Below are 18,804 nucleotides of genomic sequence, written 5' to 3'. Positions count from 1 at the left end.
TGATCTTCAAATAGTTATTAAAACTGTCCTGCACATGTACCTTTGGTTGTTGAATACCATTCATGTATTTACGAACAGATTGCCTTGAAATTCCCAATTTTCTGGCTATATCCCTGATAGACTTTCCTTGTTTAGAAAGTTCATGGATCTGATTTTGAAATATTGAATCAAACATTCTGGAATACCCATTTTCTTTTATAAGATATTCCGACATTTTATGTTTTTTAGATCTTCTCATGACCACTCCATTATCTATTTGTTTCATAATTTATAGGTGGTCAACTTTAATTCGTTTAGGTGGTCAACTTTTACGATCGTTTAACAACAACCACCCAAACGGGAATATACCGATATCTGTGATTTCAGATAGATCCTCTGTCACTTATCAAATACAATTAATGGGATATTCGATAATTCCTGTAATTTCTTACGCAACACTTCCTTATCCGGCAATTGAAGCTGGTACTGCGACACCATCATTGGCGACATTGTGCGACTCATTGCGTATTCGACAACCTCATCATTTTTTGATGCACAGAGTATCAAACCAACACTCGGATTTTCATCCGGCTTCTTAACCTGCCGGTCAAGCCCTTCCAGGTAAAAGTCCATCTTTGATACATATTCAGGCTTGAACTTGCCAGTTTTCAATTCCATCGCCACAAGACACCGTAAATTGCGGTGGTAGAAAAGAAGATCCACATGATAGTCCTCACCACCGACCATAATGGTGTATTCTTCATCCACATATGTGAAGTCCTTTCCAAGTTCGAGAATAAACTTCTTCATTGCCTCGATAAGCCCCTTGCGAAGGTGTTTTTCATTAAACTTTGGCGGAAGGTCAAGGAACTCTATAACATACGAATCAAGGAAAGGATTCAGTTCTGTATTTACCTTTTCCGGGAGCAACTTTTCTTTTGAAAGCATATAGCGTTCATAATATCCACTGTCCATCTGGCGTTCCAACTGACGCTTTGTGTAACGCTCCTTAATAGCCAGTCGCATATAAAACTCCCGCTCTTCATCTGATTTGCAGCCAGACATGATCAGTAAATGATTCGTCCATGACAACTGTGTCACCAATAGTGACACATTCTCATTGCCGTCATACAACTCAAAGAATTGCTTCATTCGATATAATCCTCTGCGGTTAAAACCTTTGATCCCCGGAAATTGTTCCTGGACATACGCCGCCAGAGCATCGATATATTTGTCACCGTAGGAAGCCTCTTTGGATCTGATTGAAAGAAACTGACCTATGCGCTGATACATCAGGATCAGTTCTTCATTTACCTTACGATAAGCGTTGTTTCGGGCATTCGTTATGATCTTAGCGACATGTTCAAAGCCTTCATTGATTTCATTCATACGATATACCTCTTTTTTCAATTGTGTCACCACTGGTGACACTTTTTAATTTTTTGTTCTTTTCCGACTGCGTTTCTGCCTTGTGTTTGCGGTACGCACCACGCTCCAAAATCTTCTCAGCAAGATCCTTTCAGTTTAAATAGTCTGTGTAAACGCAGTGTATCATGGCCTTACCTTAACAAATCTCGATTTATCATCTTATCATCTCTCCAGTTCCGGCCAGTCGATCTCCCGTACCTGTCCCGAACTTTGCTAACACAGAAGACCGATAGATGAGCAGTCTTTAAGTTTACTTGCTATATCTTCCACGTAGAGAGTAAATGCCAATAGCAAAAACAACAGAGGATTACGTGCTATGTTCTACATCGATTTCACCTCACCAGATGGCAAAACCTACCGAATTGACGTTTCCAAGAATCCTGTTATCTACAAATGTCCCGTCTGCGGAGAAACTTCAATTTACAAGTTTGATCCAACCAGGGAAGATTGTTGTGTGCCTTGCTCAGAACAAAGGAAACGGGAGGCAAGGAGACGGGAAGACGAACTTATGGAAGATCGGCTTTATACTCAACTAGCAAAACGTCTCAGTCTGGAAGAAAACCGCATTGTTTCCAAAGATGAGGCCAAACGCCTGTTCAAGTTTCCAAATACAAAGTAAATTCTGTTATTTCCCTCTCTTGAACTCTTCAGGTTCCGGCCATTTGATCTCTCTTGTCTGTTCCGAACTTTGCGAATATTGCGAAGGAGAACTGCTGATCGGCTCAGACCAGTCGATTGTACGGACAAGTGTACTGGCGGCGCTCTCAAACTTTCGTTTCTTTCTGGTTCGACGATCGATCTCTTTTTGAACCTGAGCAAAATCATCCCTGGAGATAATTGCCTCATGAGCATCCCACATGCAATAACTGTCTCTACCCGAATCAGATTTCAATATCTGAACGTTCCCAGTGTACTTAACATTGGTGAGTATTAGGGAAATCGTCTTTCTGGCCCAGAAGCTGCTTCCCTTCGGTGATGGGATATTCTCCTGTTCCAATGTCTTGGCAATACCGTCTATGCTTACCCCGGAAAGATACATTTCAAAAATTCTTTTAACAATTTCTGCCTGCTTCTCATCCGGAATCAGATCGCCTGCATCATTTTTCTTGTACCCGAAACACGCCTTTTTATAGAGCCCGCTGGAACCACTCTCAGCACAGTACTTCAGCCCCATCTTGATGTTTTCACTTCGATGTTCATTCTCTGACTGGTTGAGCGCACTGCGAATACTCAGTTCAAATTCATCATAGTTCTTATCTACATCAATATCTTCTTCCATGAAGTATATTTTCACACCTGAATCTCTTAGCAAACGCAGCGATTCGAGAACTTCCACATTGTCCCTTCCAAAACGGGATAAACTTTTTGTTATGACGTGATCCAAGTTATGGTTTTTGCAATCATTCAACAGCCGGTTAAATTCTCTGCGATTTGATTCAGTTTTCGCAGAACCAACATCCATATAGACATCAACCAAAAGCCAATCATCTATCTTTGACACATGACGAGTTAAATCCGAAATCTGTGCCGCAAGACTTTTCAGCTGATCTCTTCCCGCAGTGCTGACACGTGCGTAAATTCCGACTCTTTCAACTTTAATGTTATCTTTACGGGCTGGGATGATTCTGACATTTGGACTCAGCTCAAATAGCTCAACTTCTCTCATTATCTACTTTTCTATATGCTAAAAAACTCTTCTTGATGTATGGTAGTTTTTCCAAAACTACTTATCATTACCCCAAAAAAACGCCTTTAACTACACATCAAAATTAAAACTTTTCTGCAATGCTTTTACGGCAATAAAACTGTAGCCACGACCTTGCCGTTATAGTAATACCGTAGCTACAACCCCTTGTATTTACAGGCCTGGCTGTACTTTCGCATACAGCAAAAATGGCATTTACCATCATTCTCAAAAAGGCTCAAACTTCGCAAAACCTTTGATTTTAGGGCTTCCCGAGAGCCCTTATTTCCCCCTTGACAGTAGAACCACTGTCTCAACGTGAGGAGTGTAGGGAAACTGATCAAAAAACGCCAGCTTCTCTACCCCATGAGTTTCTGAAAGTATTCTGAGATTTTCCATAAGCGTGGCAGGATTGCAGGAAACATAGACAATATGATCGTACTTCTGAATCATTTTCAGAGTCCCCTCATCCAGCCCGGCCCGAGGGGGATCAACCAAAACCGTATGACATTCGTAGCTGTCCAGATCAACTCCGCTTTCCTCCAGTCTTCTGAAACTGCGTACCTTGTTCATCGCCTCAGTAAACTCCTCGGCACTCATGCGAAGAATCTTCAGATTTTCCACGTTATTTCTGGCAATGTTCAGCTGAGCAGATTTCACAGAGGTTTTAGAGATTTCTGTTGCCAGGACCTTCTCAAAATTTTCCGCCAGTGCTATTGAGAAATTTCCATTGCCACAGTACAGTTCTAGAAGATCTCCCGGGATTCCCCTGGTTATATTCTGAACCCAGCTCAGCATCTTTTCTGCAACATGACCGTTAGGCTGGGTAAAGCTGTTATCAACCTGCTGATAATGAAATTCCTTTCCGTTTACCTTTAGCGTTTCCCATACAAAATCTTCATCCATAACAATTTTCTGTTTTGCTGCCCTGCCAATTAGATTAACGTGCCTGCCGGTTTCTCTAAGCTTCCGCAGAAGCTCTCTGGCAGCAGACTCCCACTCTACGGTCAGTTTTTTGTGGTAAGTCAGGGTAATCAGTGTCTGACCACTCAGAGATGTCAGAAAATCAATATCAAACAGGCGTTTCTGAAGAACAGGATTACCAGAAATCAAATCGGCAATAAGGGGCATAAAAAAATTCATCAGTTCCGATCCAGGATCGAAGTGATCAATAAAAACCCGTTTCTTCACTCCATCTGATACATCAGTCATGCAGAATCTCAGACGTTCCCCTTCATGAAAAACCAGAAATTCAGCCCGCATTCTGTAATGCACAGGATCAGAGGTAAACACCTCAGGCTCCGGGATGCTGACAATATTGCGCATCTCCGCTACCAGAGTCCGCACCTTATCTCTGATCTGTTCCTCATACAGACTGGTGTCAATAGTTCCAAAAAGAGTCATCTGAGTCTCCCGATTAACAAATACAAATTTAGGGGATTATACTCAATCGAACCGCTCATGTCCCGACGTCTTCAAATACGGAGTCCCGGAAATATCCGAAGACATCTTCCCGCCTTTTCTGTCTGCGCACATGGGTATTGCATTCCTTTAAGTTCCGCATTACAAAAAAAGAAAGGTTCCAAAACGGAACCTCACTCTGCTGTACTGATTCTTACCGTCCGCAACAACTCCGGTGTCTGAACCGAAAACACACCTGAAGCCGTAGCGGAACGGCTTTTGCTACACCTTTCTGCTGAAGAAGCTCCAGCCGTTTCTGCCGCTCTTCTTTACATGATAAAGGGCCTTATCAGCACATTCGTAAATAGTCGCACCTTCCTCCACATTGTCAGAAAAGGCAATGCCGATGCTCAGCGTTATTTCCGGAATGTTTTCATCCCCCTGATGCAGGCTGTTGGAAATCCTAGTGCAGATATCATTAAGCATGGATTCCTGAGTACTGTCCGAATTCACCATAATGACTGCAAACTCGTCTCCACCGATACGACACGGGAAATCAGATTTCCGGAACACTGATTTGATAGTATCAGCAACCTTTTTGAGCACCAGATCACCGGTCTTGTGACCATGAGTATCATTAATGGACTTGAAGAAGTCTACATCAAATACTATCAGGGCAAAACGGGTATTGCTAGGCTTGTACACATCCATCAGACGATCAAATACATTACGGTTGTAGATGTTGGTAAGAGCATCATGTTCTGCCTTGTGCCTGAGCAAATTGAGATTGGCCTGGTTGTCCTCATACACGGAATTATACGACTCTGCCAGCTTGCGAAGCTCCAGGGCTCCGTGCACATCAAATGATTTACCGTCCGAAATGCTTCTGTTGTAGCTCTTTAACGGTCTTACAATAAGATAAACGATAAATACTGTCATGAAAACCTGCAGGAATATCATGAACACTGCCACAACATTGAGCATGAGAAATGATTTCTCAAACTTGGCGGTATTGGCAACATTCTCGTGATGAGCATAGTCTTCCATATTTATGAGACTGAGGGAAACACAGTCGCGAATTCCCTGCTTCTGGGCATGATAGCTTTCACTGACCACAAGTTTCTGAGACAACTTAATCTTCTCATCGGAAGTAAGCTCCTGATCCTGAACCGACAGATTTACCGCCGTAAGCTCCGGAGTGGCTTCATCCATCCTTCCGGAACCTTCAAGATACAGCCTCATCGCCCTCATTTCAGTATTCATGAGCTCATTGGACAAATCCAGAGCCTTCGCTGTAAGGGGTACCGCCCTGATATCTCCGAAGTGTTCTTCAAGAGCCTTTACCGCCAGCTCTCTCCTCTTGTTGGTATTAACCTCGTTAAAATAGAGCTTCACATAGCGGATATCTCCGGTAACTACAAACAGTCTGACCTGCTCCGTCAGGTAATCGGAAGCCCCTTCGAGATTCCTGAAAGCACCTTCCCCTGCCATATAATGCTTGACCGTTACCTTCAGTTTTTGATATTCGGCAGAGCATTGGACGATTGATATAACAAGCACAATCGTTGAAATAACAGTTGCCACTATGCTTATTAGGCTAAGAGTCGATATTCTCAATCCGGGACTTTTCACAATATGCTCCTTCCTGTTTAAATCAGCTTCCCATGCCGTTTCATTATAGCAACTATCATTTTCCGGAACGTTTTTTTCACCGTAAATCAGTGTACAAATGTTAAGCCTGCCGATTTTTCTTTTTCAAAAAAAACAGCACCTCTGACTGTCAGAACAGGTATCAGAAACACATTCCTAATCACGTTCGACTTATTTATACATTAATTCGCAAAAAGAAAATGCAACAAATTGTGAGGAATCATAGAGTCTTGGGTATAATATGCTCGGTTTCACAAACAGGACACCGTGCCGGAATTTTTTATTCACAAGGCACTTCCCGAATATTCCGTACCTCCCCTGAAAGTACGGATCCAAATGTTACAACAAGGAATACTTCATGTTATACAGCATTTTGAATGAAGGTCTTGATTACCGCGATCAGGAAACCTTCGTAGTAGGGCACAAAAATCCCGATACTGACAGTGTCTGCTCCGCCATCGCCTTCGCGGCTCTCCAGAAGAAGCTTGGCGTCAATGCCAGAGCCATGGTCAGCGGCAAAATCAACAACGAATCCGCGTTTGTATTAAAGCATTTCGGTGTCGAGGTTCCCGAGGTTCTTTCCGATGCTGCCGGCAAAAACATTCTTCTCGTGGATCATTCCAGCTTTGGACAGGCTGTGAACGGCATGTCCGAGGCCAGAATCCTCACCATCATTGACCATCACGCTCTGGGAGACGTGGTTACCTCTGCCCCTCTCAAGATCAGAACTCTTCCGGTAGGCTGCACCGCTACTATCGTTTATCTGGAATACCAGGAAAACAATCAGGAAATCGACAAAACTACCGCCGGTCTTCTGCTCTCCGCAATTCTCTCCGATACCGTCAATATGACCTCATCTACCACCACCTCTGCAGATCGCGAAGTGGTCAGGGCACTGACTCCGGTTGCCGAAGTTGCCGACCTTGACAAATACTTTGAAGAAATGGCCGATGCTGCCGCTTCCTACGATAACATGAGCGATGAGGAGATCTATAACACCGACTATAAGGAATTCACCATGGGATCCAAACATGTCGGCATTTCCCAGATGAACATGAAGGAAAAGACCCGTGTGGAAATCACCACCCGGATGACTAGCGTTCTCCCGGAGGTATTCCCCAAGAAGGGTATGGACATGCTCTATGCTCTGGCCACCGATCTTGAAAACAAGAGAACCGAGATTCTGGCATACGGCGAAGGCGCTTTGGAAGCCGCAATAAAAGCTTTCGGTTCCGCCGATGGCAAGAGAGTATTCCTGGAAAAAGTAGCTTCACGCAAAAAGGATGTAGTGCCCAAGCTTATGGAAGTAATCCGCTAAAAAGACTTGCTCCCATACGCAGAAACGCCCGCTCTTTGAAAGCGGGCTTTTTATTAGCAATTTCCGGGAGAAGAAGATGAATCTCCAAGACTGGCTTTCAGGTAATTAATAAAATTTTCCGTAAGGCGGGATACCTTGATCCCCTTTCTGAGCACATAGCCAATAGTCATTCTGGCTTCAGATTCCAGAGGAATAGCCGCCACATCGGGATTAAGCTCCCTGCTTATAACCCCGGAGCTTACGGTATAGCCGTTAAGTCCCCGAAGGAGATTGAAGAGCGTGGCACGATCGCTGACCCGGATCACCTTATTTCCCGACTGATCCCTGATAAGTTCTTCATCAAAATAATCGGAACTGTAGTTCCCCTGCTCAAAAGATATAAGCGGCATTCCTACAAGATCCGCAAAACTTACCCTTTCTCTTGAAACCAGACTGCTTGCGGAACTCACAAAAATGTGAGGAGAAACCTCCCTTAAACCGTAAAATTCCAGATCATATTCCCTGAAGTAACGCTCAAGCACCTTTCTGTTATGCTGAGAAAGATAGATAATTCCAATATCCGCCGACAGATTATGAACATCAGTGATAATGCTCATGGTACGGGTTTCTCGCAGACAGAAATCGTAGGATTCCACTCCAAAGGCATTCACCAGCTTTATAAATGCCGAAACCACAAAGGAATAATGCTGCGAGCTCACTGTATAGCGAATCATTCGCGGACGATCCGGTCTGAAGTGCTCCCTGAGTTCGTCAGACTGTTCAATAACCTTCCTTGCATAGCCTAGAAATTCAACACCGTCAGAGGTGATTTCAATACCGCGACTGGATCTTTCAAATATCTGAATTCCCAGCTCCTCCTCCAGTTCCCTGAGAGCTGTGGAAAGAGTAGGCTGAGTTACAAAAACCGCACGGGCAGCCTCATTAAAGCTGTGATATGAAGCCACGGCAAGAGCATATCTGAGCTGCTGTAATGTCATAAAGGAAACCGTCTCCGAAAATCCGATAAAAAACAAAAAAGTTTTTCCAATACCGGAAAAGAAGCTGAAGCTACAATGAAAAAATAGTGGAGAAAACACTTCAGAAAAAAGATGCCTTTCTGAAAAAAACTCAAAAACCGCCTCCAATGCCCTGTATTCTGATTAAAAAATAGGCAAAATGAGTTCGTTATACGAAAAAAAAACATTTCCATGCAACAAAACGTTAACAAAAACGTTTTCATTTCCTATAATAAGCATCGTGCAGTGAATGATAACGTTTGCAGTCGCGTTTTCAAGTGGTTTCTCCTTTTCCACACACCTGTTGCACTGGCCGGAAGGCCCAAGACTGCATGATTTTCTTCATTTCCCCATCAGTTTTTGATGTGTCATCTTTGCCGGGATATCCTCCCGGCTTTTTTATAAAAGTCCCCCTCAGATCTTTTTTTCAGCATCGGAACTGCCGGAAAAAGCATTAGACTCTTCGCGGGCTCTCATAATCCGGACTCTTTCATCCCGAAAATCCTCAGGATAGCGCTGATTATCACTCCAGAGATCCCGCTCGTGGAGGTATTGCATTTTGGCAGCCATGGACTTTTCATAACCGCGATCACTGGGAACATACCAAACACGGTCATGGATCTCCGGGGGCAGGAAATTCTCCCCGGCGGCATAGGCTCCGAATTCATCATGAGCATAGCGGTACCCTTTATGATACCCCAGATCCTCCATAAGCCTGGTGGGAGCGTTTCTGAGATATGGCGGAACGTCATAGTCCGGAAGATTCCTAACCTCCTCAAGCACGGCATTCCAGGCCCGGTAAAGAGCATTGCTTTTCGGTGCTATGGCACAATATACCGCCGCCTCGGCAATTGCCCTTTCCCCCTCGGCAGGCCCTACCCTTTCGAAGGTATCCCAGGCCGACAGCACCACTCCCAGAGCCTTGGGATCCGCACATCCAATATCCTCAGAGGCTATAGCCAGAAGACGCCGGGCCGCATAAAGAGGATCTCCGCCGGCCGCCACTATCCTGGCATACCAGTAAAGAGCAGCCTGGGGACTGGATCCCCGGACTGATTTATGAAAGGCACTGATAAGATCATAAAAACGGTCTCCGTGCTTGTCATAGCGCGCTACCCGTTCACTGCCAACTCCGGCAATGGCTTTCAGAGTAACCATCCGGGTACCGTTTGCTCCCTCCTCGGCAAAATCCGACACTATTTCCAGAAGATTCAGTGCCCGGCGGGCATCTCCTCCGGAAAGCTGCGCCAAAGCCCTGAGAGCCCCATCTTCAAACCTCAGATTCAGCTTTTTAAGACCGGCCGGGCTCTCACAGGCCCTCATTATCACAGTCTCGATGTCCGGAATGCCGAGAGATCTGAGAACATAGACTCTGGTACGGGAAAGGATGGCACTGTTAAGTTCGAAGGAGGGATTTTCCGTAGTGGCACCGATAAAGATGATGGTGCCGTTTTCAATATAGGGAAGAAAGGCATCCTGCTGGGATTTGTTGAAACGATGAACCTCATCCACAAAAAGCACCGTACGGAAACCATTCTCAAGATTCCGGGACGCTTCAGAAATCGCCTCGCGGATTTCCTTCACCCCGGACGTTACAGCACTGAGACGCTTCACCTCAGCACGCACCATGGAGGCAATAATCTCCGCCAGTGTGGTCTTGCCAACCCCCGGAGGTCCCCAAAGAATCAGGGAGCCTGCATAGCCTTTTTCCAGTGCCAGACGGAGAGGCTTTCCGGGGCCGATAATATGATCCTGTCCGATAAACTCGTCAAGAGTCCGGGGACGCATTCGGGAAGCCAAAGGAGCTGTTGCTTCACGAAGCTTTTCCGCCTCTCTCAGAGAATAATCCAAAAAAAGATCACTTTCCCCTCTGGTCATCGACAGTAACTCCCTCAGGAATATCAAACCGGAAATCCTTCTTTTCAGGCGCCCCGGCACTGACCGATACAAAATCGTAGGTACTGACCTTGCCGTCCGTCTCGTAAACATTCAGTTTACTGATGCTGTCTCCCTGGAAGAGAATCTCCATCTCAGTCACCAGCCCTCCGGGCTCCCGGAGCGTTACCTTAAACGCATCCTTTCCTCTGCTTTCAATACGATAGCGATCCCAGACCTTTTTATCAGGAGAGACCAGCAGCATCAGCGGCGAATTGCCAACCTCCCGGTCAAATGAGTAGATTACCACCTGCTCCAGAAGGGGGTCATAACTGTAGACAGCCTTTCCGTCAGCAACAAGAAGGCTCTCGTCAGGCTCGCTGATTTCCATCCGGAAAAACTCCGGCCTCAGAAGACTCATTTCGCCCCGGGATTCCTGAAGCACCTTACCATCTCCGGATTTTACCGTCTGCACAAAGTCGGCACTGAATCCGGCGGTTTTAAAAACCCTTTCTGAAAGATCAGTACCGGCATCGCCATATACGGCCGAAACTGCAAAAAGTCCTGCCAGAACCACTCCTGACAGATATGGATTACCTGTTTTCATTAGATCTCCGGACACTCCGTTAACAAAACCCCGACCGAATATCCGATCCGGAACCCCTCTCATCTAAACCTGACTTCTTTCCTCGGGGGCGATGTCACCCCAGTGATTTTCCTGCAGCCGCCTTTCCAAATCGTTCATTTCCTGGCTGGGCCGGGCTTTAAGAATCATGCGGTTGGATCTGTCATAGGTGAAATAGCTCCATACCCAGTCCAGGAACACAAAGAGCTTGTTCCTCACTCCGAGAATGGACATGAGGTGCACTCCCATCCAGAGGAGCCAGGCAAAAAAGCCTCCGAAAATAAAACCTCCGATATTGGCCACAGCCTTGTTCTTGCCGATGGTGGCCATACAGCCCAAATCCTTGTATCTGAAAGGAGCGGCTTCTCCGTTGTTTTCCCACGCTCTGATATTTCTGGCCAGAAGAGCCCCCTGCTGAATGGCAGGCTGAGCCATCTGCGGATGCCCTTTGGGATAGGCAGGATCCGCGTCCATGTATGCAATGTCTCCAATGGCAAAAATATTCTTCTGCCCCTTCACCCGGTTATACTCGTCCACCAGTATCCGTCTCCCGCGCCCGAAACATTCCTCAGGCAGTCCGGTAACGGGATTAGCAATAACCCCGCCCACCCAGATAAAATTACGGGAAGGAATTCTGGCGCCGTCATTCATTATCACTTCATGATCTGCATAATCCGTAACAAAAGTGTTAAGACGAATCTCCACATTCATCTTTCTTAAAAAATCCAATGCCTGTTGCGACGACTGCTCGTTCATCCCCGGCAAAAGCCGGGCATCTCCCTGAATGAGGTGAATATGCATCCTGGATACATCCATGTCAGGATAATCCTTTGGCAGCACATAACGTCTCATTTCCGCAATAGCCCCGGCAATTTCAACTCCGGACGGACCTCCGCCGACAATCACAATGTTAAGAAGCTCATCCCGTTCCTTTTCACTGGAACAGGTTACGGAACGCTCATAGCTGCTCAGCAGGGAATTCCTAAGTCCCATGGCCTCAGTAACGGTTTTCATGGGAATAGCAGCTTCCTCGATATTTTTATTGCTGAAGAAATTAGTGGTAGTTCCATTGGCCAGTATCAGATAGTCATAATCGATCTTGCCTATGGATGTCTGAATGAGATTGTCTGCCGGATAAACCGCACGAAGCTCAGCCATACGGAAGAAATAATCCTCACGATCCTCAAATATCTTCCTGAAAGGAAAGGAAATCGAGCTGGGATTGAGGCCTGCAGTAGCAATCTGATAGATAAGCGGCGGAAACTGATGATAATTGTTCCGGTCTATAAGAATTATCTGAAAACCGGATTTCTTAAGCCCCCGGGCCAGACGGAGCCCTCCGAAGCCCCCTCCGACAATCACCACCCTTTTCTTGCCATTACGCTCAATATTAAAACTCATGCTTCGTCCTCCCGGCTGCCGCTGCCCAAAAACGCTGTCTAAAAGGTTTTTAAAATAAACTCGTCCAGATCACGACCAAGCTTTGCATTATCGATACCACTGTAAGCACTGCAGTCATAGGCAACGTTCGTGGCCCGATCACTCACCGCATGCCACCTGTTGAAATTAACAACATCATTGCTGTAAATCGTGAATTCCGGAACGTCATAGCTGGCGGCGACATGGGCTGTTCCGGTATCAACCCCGATGATGGCACGATATGAAGCCGCATGCACAAAAACATCCCGCATTCCCAGAAGCAACGGTGCCACGGCAATGCGAGACTCATCCCGGTAACAGCTGCTCAGAAACTCCTTCAGATGAGGTCTGTCCCCCGGGGCTGCAAAAATCTCCGCCCTGACTCCGGGGAGTCTGAGAATCCTGTCGGCAATAACCTTTATTGACTCGTCGGAAAGCCGGCGATTATCAGATGCCCCGTAAGGCACAATTCCTACTGTATTCTGAATTTTGGAAATTGCCACTTCCCGCTCAAAGAAACGAACATAGGAATGATCAATCTGAGAAATGCCCCCTTCACTCAGAATACAGTCCAGAACTTGGGTAATATGCAATCCCCGCCCCTTTACAGAAGATGTATAACGGGAAAGACGCAGACTGTCCATTTTCAGGTTGGGATCCAGAGTGGCCACCCATGAGGGATTAAGATAGTGAATGAATGACAGCTCCCGGCTCTTGAGATTCACCACGAGATGCATATAAAAATCGCATTCCCCGATTCTTTTGCAGATGTTCAGAACCTCGCGGCCGTGGGGCCTTTTGGAACACATCACCAACCTGAAATTTCCGGGAATCTGGTTATAAACCACCCGCATCTGCTCATTGGCCAGAATAACTATTTCCAAATCGGGACAGTGTCTGCTAAGTTCTCTCAGAAAAGGAGCAAAACAGACCGTATCGCCAATTTTGCCGTCAATTCTATTGATAACCACCCGTTTGATTTTGCCCAGTTCTAAAGGTGTTTCCGCCGGCTGATGATCATAGCGCAAGCGCCCCCAGGCACCACGCAAGAGATCCCTGGCATGAAAAAAGCTGTACTTCAGATTGTGAAAATTATCCACGTGTTATCTCCAGTGTCATCCTGACTGAGCCCTGCAAACAAATATTATTATTGCACCGAATATCACCTAAGAATCTGGATTCCGCAGGACTGAAAAATTTCAGACTTTACTATATACCAAAATGAAGTGATGATCCAAAAATACCCATGCAAATCCACGGTGACTCACGCTGCCAGCCATTTATCTGCTTCCCCGCCGCCGTATGCGCGTTCTCCTGAAATGAAAACATGTCACAGGTATCCTGGAACAGCCTTGTCATCTGCACCTATGGCGACTCTTGCTTTGAGAGTTGAAAAAATATCAGGTACAATACCCGAAAAAAACTATGACCAAATCCAGTAAACTTCCCTCATCCTCTCCCGGATTCAGCAATATGCCAGAACGCAAGAAGCATGCAACAGTGTCTCAGAGACCTTCATTAAGTGTGGTGTCCGGGCTTTCAGCCCTGGCCGCTCTCCTGATAAGTCTGCGCTATCCGGAAAGCGATCCCGCACTCCCGGGAATCTGCGGGTTTATCATGGCTGCACTGGGGCATTTTCTTATTTTTTATCTGCTGACCATCTTCCTGATAAAAACCGCTGTCAGACTGTGCCGGATTCCTCCAAAAACTGAAACTGCCGGAATTGCCGTTTTTATAGGTCTTTCCTTCGTATTTATTTTGGCAGATACCTTTGTGTACCAGCAGTACCACTTCCATATAAACCTGGCCATGATGGATCTTTTTTTTAACAGCAGGGGGGAAGTAATTTCTTTCGGAACCGGAGATACCATCGCGATTGTCATCATGAGCCTCCTCTGTTTTACCGTGGCAGCGCTGATAGCGATCTGCGGAACAGGGGCTGGAAGCATCGCGGTAAGAACATGCAGAAAGGGACTGGTGCTGATTATCCTCATGTTTATTGTGTTTAACGGCATCAACATATACGAGAACGCCTCTGCCCGGAAGTACTACACTGTATACAACAGCGCTATTCCGGGATTTTACCCTCTTACCATGAACCGTCTTCTGAACAGAATGGGAATAAATGCCGTCCGGGAAAAAAGCTACCATGCGGAATCCGGCACCAGCAGTCTCAGATACCCGTTAAATCCTCTGAACTGTCCCGGCCCGGAAACCCGCGAAGACGGAACCATGGCACCGAGGCCGGATATATTTGTCATTATGATTGACACCCTGAGAGCCGACACGGTATCCCCGGAGATAACCCCCGGCATCTGGAATTTTGCCCGGGAAAACATCAGATTTAATAATCACTTTTCCGGCGGAAACAATACCCGCATCGGAGTATTCAGCTTTTTCTACGGCATTCCCGGAAGCTATTGGAACGAGGCACTGCAGCAGCAGACTCCACCGGCACTGCTCACAGCCTACCTGAATGCCGGTTACCGGATACAGGCCTATACCTCGGCCAACCTTTACAATCCCGAATTCTACCGTACGGTGTTTGCAAAAATTCCTGATCTCCGAACCGAATCCAAGGGACGTACCTCATATGAAAGAGATGCCAATGCTGTTAATGACTTTATGAATGACATTTCCCGTGATGCCCGGAATCATAACCGGGCCCCCTCGTTCTCATTTATTTTTTTGGATCAGCTGCACTCTATCACTCTGGAAAACAAAAATCTCCGGGACCACCCTTTTCCTACCTCCTGGATCGAGCCTAACTACACATCACTGTCCCGCAGCACCAACCCGGAAAACTTTTTCAATCTCTACAAAAATGTTGCCCGGGAGGTTGATACCAGAGTTTCCGAAATTTTGGATTTCCTGAAAAACAACCGGCTTTATGACGATGCAATTATCATCATCACTTCAGATCACGGCAATGAATTTAACGACACCGGACTGAACTTCTGGGGACATAACAGCAACTTTACCGAATATCAGCTAAAGGTGCCGCTGATAATAAAATGGCCAGGAAAACAGCCCCGGGTAATCAGCAATCTGACCACTCACTACGATATTTCAGCCACCCTTCTTCAGGAGGAGCTTAAATGCAGCAATGCCGTTTCAGATTATTCCGTTGGTAATTCCCTGTTTTCCGGTAACTCCCCGGAATGGTTTATTGCCGGCAGCTATTCGGAAAATGCCATTGTTTCCAGAGATCAGATTGCCCTTATCAACAGTATAGGAAAGCTCTCCTTTAAAACTCCGGAATGGAAAAATCTTCCGGATAGTCACGCCAGAAACAACGACCACATCATTCAGGCCATTAACATTATGACCAGATATTTCAGACATCGTTAGAAACCTGTTATTTCCCCCGTTTCCCCATGTACACTTTAAGACATATCTGACAGAAATCTGAATTCATCGCGTTTTTGCACCAAAAAATTCCTTATTCCGGTTCCAGACTCCGTAGAATAGCGATGTTCTCGGATGTGCTTCAGCATCCGATGACTGGGACGCCGGCCCCTACCGGCCTCCCCCCTTTTGTGAATGGTTTTTGTTTTTTCAACCATTCACCTTTTTAGCTTCTCTCCCCTCCCCTGTTTCCGCATTCATCGTCCTCTATTTCTTTTTCTCTGGCATCAGCTAACAGCATTTGTCAATAACAGCAATTTCTGACAAAATGTGACATGAAGGCCGCAAAGCATCATGAACAAAGAAGTGTCACCAAAAAATTGCCGAGTATTTCACTATGAATGACGAAAGAGATGCCGCCAATACAAAGTACCAGGATCGCCAGCCACAGTGTTTTTTCAGAATACTGACTGACAGTCTGACTCCTTATGTTCATATTCTGTACTTCGCCCTGTTTTTTGCTGCGATATGCTGCATGATCAGAATTACCGGTATCATCATCTATCGATCCGTTATTGATTTTCAGGAAATTCCCCGGCTTCTGTTCAACGGCCTCAGAACTGATATTTCAGGACTGGGATATATTATGGCACTTCCAGTGCTGCTCACCTTCCTCCGGAGCGTTCTGCACCAGAAAATCGCGCAACCGCTGCTGATCCTGGAAAAAATCTGGCTGGCAGGTATTGGTTCTCTGGTATTTTTTCTGGAAATCTGCACCTTTCCTTTCATGGAAGAATACTCCGTAAGACCGAACAGACTGTTCGTGGAGTATCTGCGCTATCCCGGGGAACTTGGAAATCTGATGCTCCGGGGGCATCTTGAGGCAGTCATCACCATATCTCTTCTGATGGCTGTTTTCATCTTCCTGTTCTGGCGTTTTATTCGCAGAATTGCTCTCAGAAGAGCTTCAGCTCTAGCCGCTATTCCAGTATTTATCATCATGGCCGGAGTGACCTTTATTGCCGCCCGCTCCTCCTTTGATCACCGTCCTTTCAACCTGGCAAAAGCCAGCTTCTCAACCAATCAGATTGTTAACACGCTGGTGGCAAATTCCGGATACTCACTCATATCATCGGTAAAAGGAGTCTTTTCCGAGAATTCCTATACCTACAAAAGCATGCCTGCTGCTGAGCAGCTCTCCGTCATTAAAAGCGATACCGGATTTGATTATTCACCAGCCACAGCAGAACATCCGACACTCAACAGGCTAACCGCTTCCAACCGGGACAAAAAACTGAACATTGTAATTATTTTGGAAGAAAGCCTCGGAGCTCAGTTCGTAGGATATCTCGGCGGCAGCAATCTGACCCCGGCTCTCGACAGAATCTATTCCGAAGGCTGGGGATTTACCCGGCTCTATTCCACCGGAGTACGCTCCGTACGGGGAATTGAAGCAGTAACTTCAGGTTTTACCCCAACGATCAATACGGCCACTGTGAAAAGAGAAAAAACTCAGAAAAACTTCTTCAACCTCGGAGGACTCCTCAAAGAACATGGGTATCACACCTCTTTCATCTACGGAGGAGAGTCTCATTTTGACAACATGAGATCATTTTTTCTGGGAAACGGCTATTCGGAAATCATAGATATTAACAGCTACGCCAATCCAGAGTTTGTGGCCTCCTGGGGGGTTTCCGACGAGGACCTGTTCAATAAGGCTCTTGAGCATTTTGACGACATGTACCGGAAAGGCCGGCTATTTTATTCCCTGGTTTTCACATCCTCGAACCACGATCCCTTTGAGATCCCGGAAAAATTCGCCCAGGGAGCACCGAGAAGCAGGGAAAATGCCGTTCGCTATGCCGACTACGCTCTGGGACGCTTTTATGACACGATAAAAACCAAACCCTACTTCAAGGATACGGTATTTCTGGTCATTGCGGATCATGACGCTCGGGCCGGAGGAAACGATCTGGTCCCGGCCAGAAACTTTCATATCCCCGGAGTACTGTTTGGCGGAGGAATTCAGAAACAAAGTGAAAATCATGTGGTAAGCCAGATAGATATGCCGAAAACCCTGCTGTCTCTGGCTGGCATATCTGCGAATGTACCGGTTGTCGGCTATGATCTCACAAATCTTCCGATGGACTTCAAGGGACGGGCACTCCTGCAGTTTTATCAGAATTTCGCCCTGTTAAGAGATGACGGCTCTCTTATGATGGTACTTCCTGATGAAAAGTTTGCCTCACGACACTATGATTTTAGTGACTACAGCATAAAAGACGCTCCGGACAAACCGGAACTGGAAAAACTGGCACTGGCATATGCACTATTCGGAGAAACTGCTTACCAGAAAGGATATTTCCTGAACATTAAAGGATCTGACGTCACAAAGGAAAGATAAAAGTGCTAAAAGTCCAGAAGCTTTTCTCGAAAACTGGCCGACAGATCTTAAACGCTATTCCCTCGAATCCACAATAAACATGCATTTTTGACTTGTATCCATTTAATAAATGGTACCAACCCTTATACAAAAAGAATTTACTCCATTTTTAGTTTTCAAATTAGCGGGTAGAATTTTCTTACCATAGCGTTCTGTTTGCTATTGTTAACAGTTCCTTAAAAAGGTTCTCAAACTACACAACCCGGTCAATTTTTTTATCATTTTTCAAAAACAGCGGGGTATAGTTTATACAACCAAAAAGTCGTCTAATATAAACTCAAGTAAATAACAGAAATCGACTTTTTAGAAAAATAACGGAAAAACTTGAAAAAACTGACTGATTTTTAGAAAAAAATCAGTCTTTTTTATTGCTTTTTAATTGTGTGTATATTATAATACAATATACACACAATTAAAGGAGAGAGTTATGCCATCAATTCCTTCAGGAGAAATTAAAACTGTTATAGTTCATGTCCGTCAGAAGAACGGAGATATCTACGTTCTGGAAAGAAAAATCAAATATGATCCGGAGAAAAAGTACAACAAAATACTAAGTGCAAAACTACTCTCTAAAATTCCCAAGGGCTCTGAAATTCCTGTGCCAACACGTGCAAAAAGAAAGAAATCAGATGCAAATGA

General features: G+C 45.6%; 14 protein-coding genes and 1 pseudogene. 5 read left to right on the top strand and 10 right to left on the bottom strand.

What is annotated here, in order from left to right; all coding sequences use genetic code 11:
- Both F557_RS19000 and F557_RS0105835 read right to left on the bottom strand, forming a co-directional pair.
- The coding region (locus tag F557_RS19000; RefSeq protein ID WP_245539389.1) for a helix-turn-helix domain-containing protein at positions 1–238 on the bottom strand (238 nt) is incomplete at its 3' end.
- Between the two features lie 140 nt (positions 239–378).
- Positions 379–1,368, bottom strand: coding sequence for a PDDEXK nuclease domain-containing protein (locus F557_RS0105835; protein WP_019001308.1), 990 nt, complete (start codon positions 1,366–1,368; stop codon positions 379–381).
- Positions 1,369–1,723: 355 nt separating this feature from the next.
- Between F557_RS0105835 and F557_RS0105830 the strand changes: the two genes are divergently transcribed.
- Positions 1,724–2,026: a hypothetical protein gene (locus tag F557_RS0105830; RefSeq protein ID WP_019001307.1), complete on the top strand. Its 303-nt coding sequence runs from the start codon at positions 1,724–1,726 to the stop codon at positions 2,024–2,026.
- 6 nt (positions 2,027–2,032) lie between these two features.
- Here the strand turns inward: F557_RS0105830 and F557_RS18995 are convergent, their stop codons facing one another.
- From F557_RS18995 to F557_RS0105815, 3 genes are all read right to left on the bottom strand, one after another.
- Entirely contained in the window at positions 2,033–3,073 is a 1,041-nt protein-coding gene (locus tag F557_RS18995) for a recombinase family protein (protein WP_019001306.1), read from the bottom strand.
- Between the two features lie 300 nt (positions 3,074–3,373).
- Positions 3,374–4,495 (bottom strand): tRNA (uridine(54)-C5)-methyltransferase TrmA, encoded by a 1,122-nt coding sequence (gene trmA, locus F557_RS0105820; RefSeq protein WP_019001305.1) that lies wholly within the window; start codon positions 4,493–4,495, stop codon positions 3,374–3,376.
- Between the two features lie 279 nt (positions 4,496–4,774).
- A complete protein-coding gene (locus F557_RS0105815) occupies positions 4,775–5,983 on the bottom strand; it encodes a GGDEF domain-containing protein (RefSeq protein ID WP_019001304.1) in 1,209 nt (402 codons plus the stop codon).
- A gap of 517 nt (positions 5,984–6,500) precedes the next feature.
- Between F557_RS0105815 and F557_RS0105810 the strand changes: the two genes are divergently transcribed.
- A complete protein-coding gene (locus F557_RS0105810; RefSeq protein WP_019001303.1) occupies positions 6,501–7,460 on the top strand; it encodes a manganese-dependent inorganic pyrophosphatase in 960 nt (319 codons plus the stop codon).
- Between the two features lie 53 nt (positions 7,461–7,513).
- On the opposite strand, the gene F557_RS0105805 is transcribed toward F557_RS0105810, so the two are convergent.
- The 5 genes from F557_RS0105805 to F557_RS0105785 all read right to left on the bottom strand — a co-directional run bounded on the left by F557_RS0105805 (position 7,514) and on the right by F557_RS0105785 (position 13,474).
- Complete coding sequence (locus F557_RS0105805; protein WP_044143046.1) at positions 7,514–8,437, bottom strand: LysR family transcriptional regulator; 924 nt, start codon at positions 8,435–8,437, stop codon at positions 7,514–7,516.
- 432 nt (positions 8,438–8,869) lie between these two features.
- Positions 8,870–10,243, bottom strand: a complete 1,374-nt coding sequence (locus F557_RS0105800) for a replication-associated recombination protein A (RefSeq protein WP_245539402.1) — start codon at positions 10,241–10,243, stop codon at positions 8,870–8,872.
- 70 nt (positions 10,244–10,313) lie between these two features.
- Positions 10,314–10,937 carry an outer membrane lipoprotein periplasmic chaperone LolA gene (gene lolA, locus F557_RS18990; protein WP_169335164.1) on the bottom strand — a complete coding sequence of 208 codons (624 nt, stop codon included), beginning with the start codon at positions 10,935–10,937 and terminating at the stop codon, positions 10,314–10,316.
- 63 nt (positions 10,938–11,000) lie between these two features.
- Positions 11,001–12,356, bottom strand: coding sequence for an NAD(P)/FAD-dependent oxidoreductase (locus F557_RS0105790; RefSeq protein WP_019001299.1), 1,356 nt, complete (start codon positions 12,354–12,356; stop codon positions 11,001–11,003).
- A gap of 38 nt (positions 12,357–12,394) precedes the next feature.
- The gene (locus tag F557_RS0105785) at positions 12,395–13,474 is read right to left on the bottom strand and encodes a glycosyltransferase family 9 protein (protein WP_019001298.1); all 1,080 of its coding nucleotides are present in this window, start codon (positions 13,472–13,474) and stop codon (positions 12,395–12,397) included.
- A gap of 373 nt (positions 13,475–13,847) precedes the next feature.
- On the opposite strand from F557_RS0105785, the gene F557_RS0105780 reads away from it, so the two are divergent.
- From F557_RS0105780 to F557_RS22605, 3 genes and pseudogenes are all read left to right on the top strand, one after another.
- Entirely contained in the window at positions 13,848–15,725 is a 1,878-nt protein-coding gene (locus tag F557_RS0105780) for a sulfatase-like hydrolase/transferase (RefSeq protein WP_169335163.1), read from the top strand.
- Positions 15,726–16,119: 394 nt separating this feature from the next.
- Positions 16,120–18,126 (top strand): LTA synthase family protein, encoded by a 2,007-nt coding sequence (locus F557_RS18985; protein ID WP_019001295.1) that lies wholly within the window; start codon positions 16,120–16,122, stop codon positions 18,124–18,126.
- Between the two features lie 466 nt (positions 18,127–18,592).
- Positions 18,593–18,804, top strand: a pseudogene (locus F557_RS22605) (IS1634 family transposase); the annotation flags it as partial.

Origin of the sequence: Succinimonas amylolytica DSM 2873 (genome assembly GCF_000378405.1) — a bacterium.
GTDB classification, from domain to species: Bacteria; Pseudomonadota; Gammaproteobacteria; order Enterobacterales; family Succinivibrionaceae; genus Succinimonas; species Succinimonas amylolytica.
The sequence above is the reverse complement of the archived record's forward strand: the minus strand, read 5'-3'. Positions and strand labels throughout refer to the sequence as shown.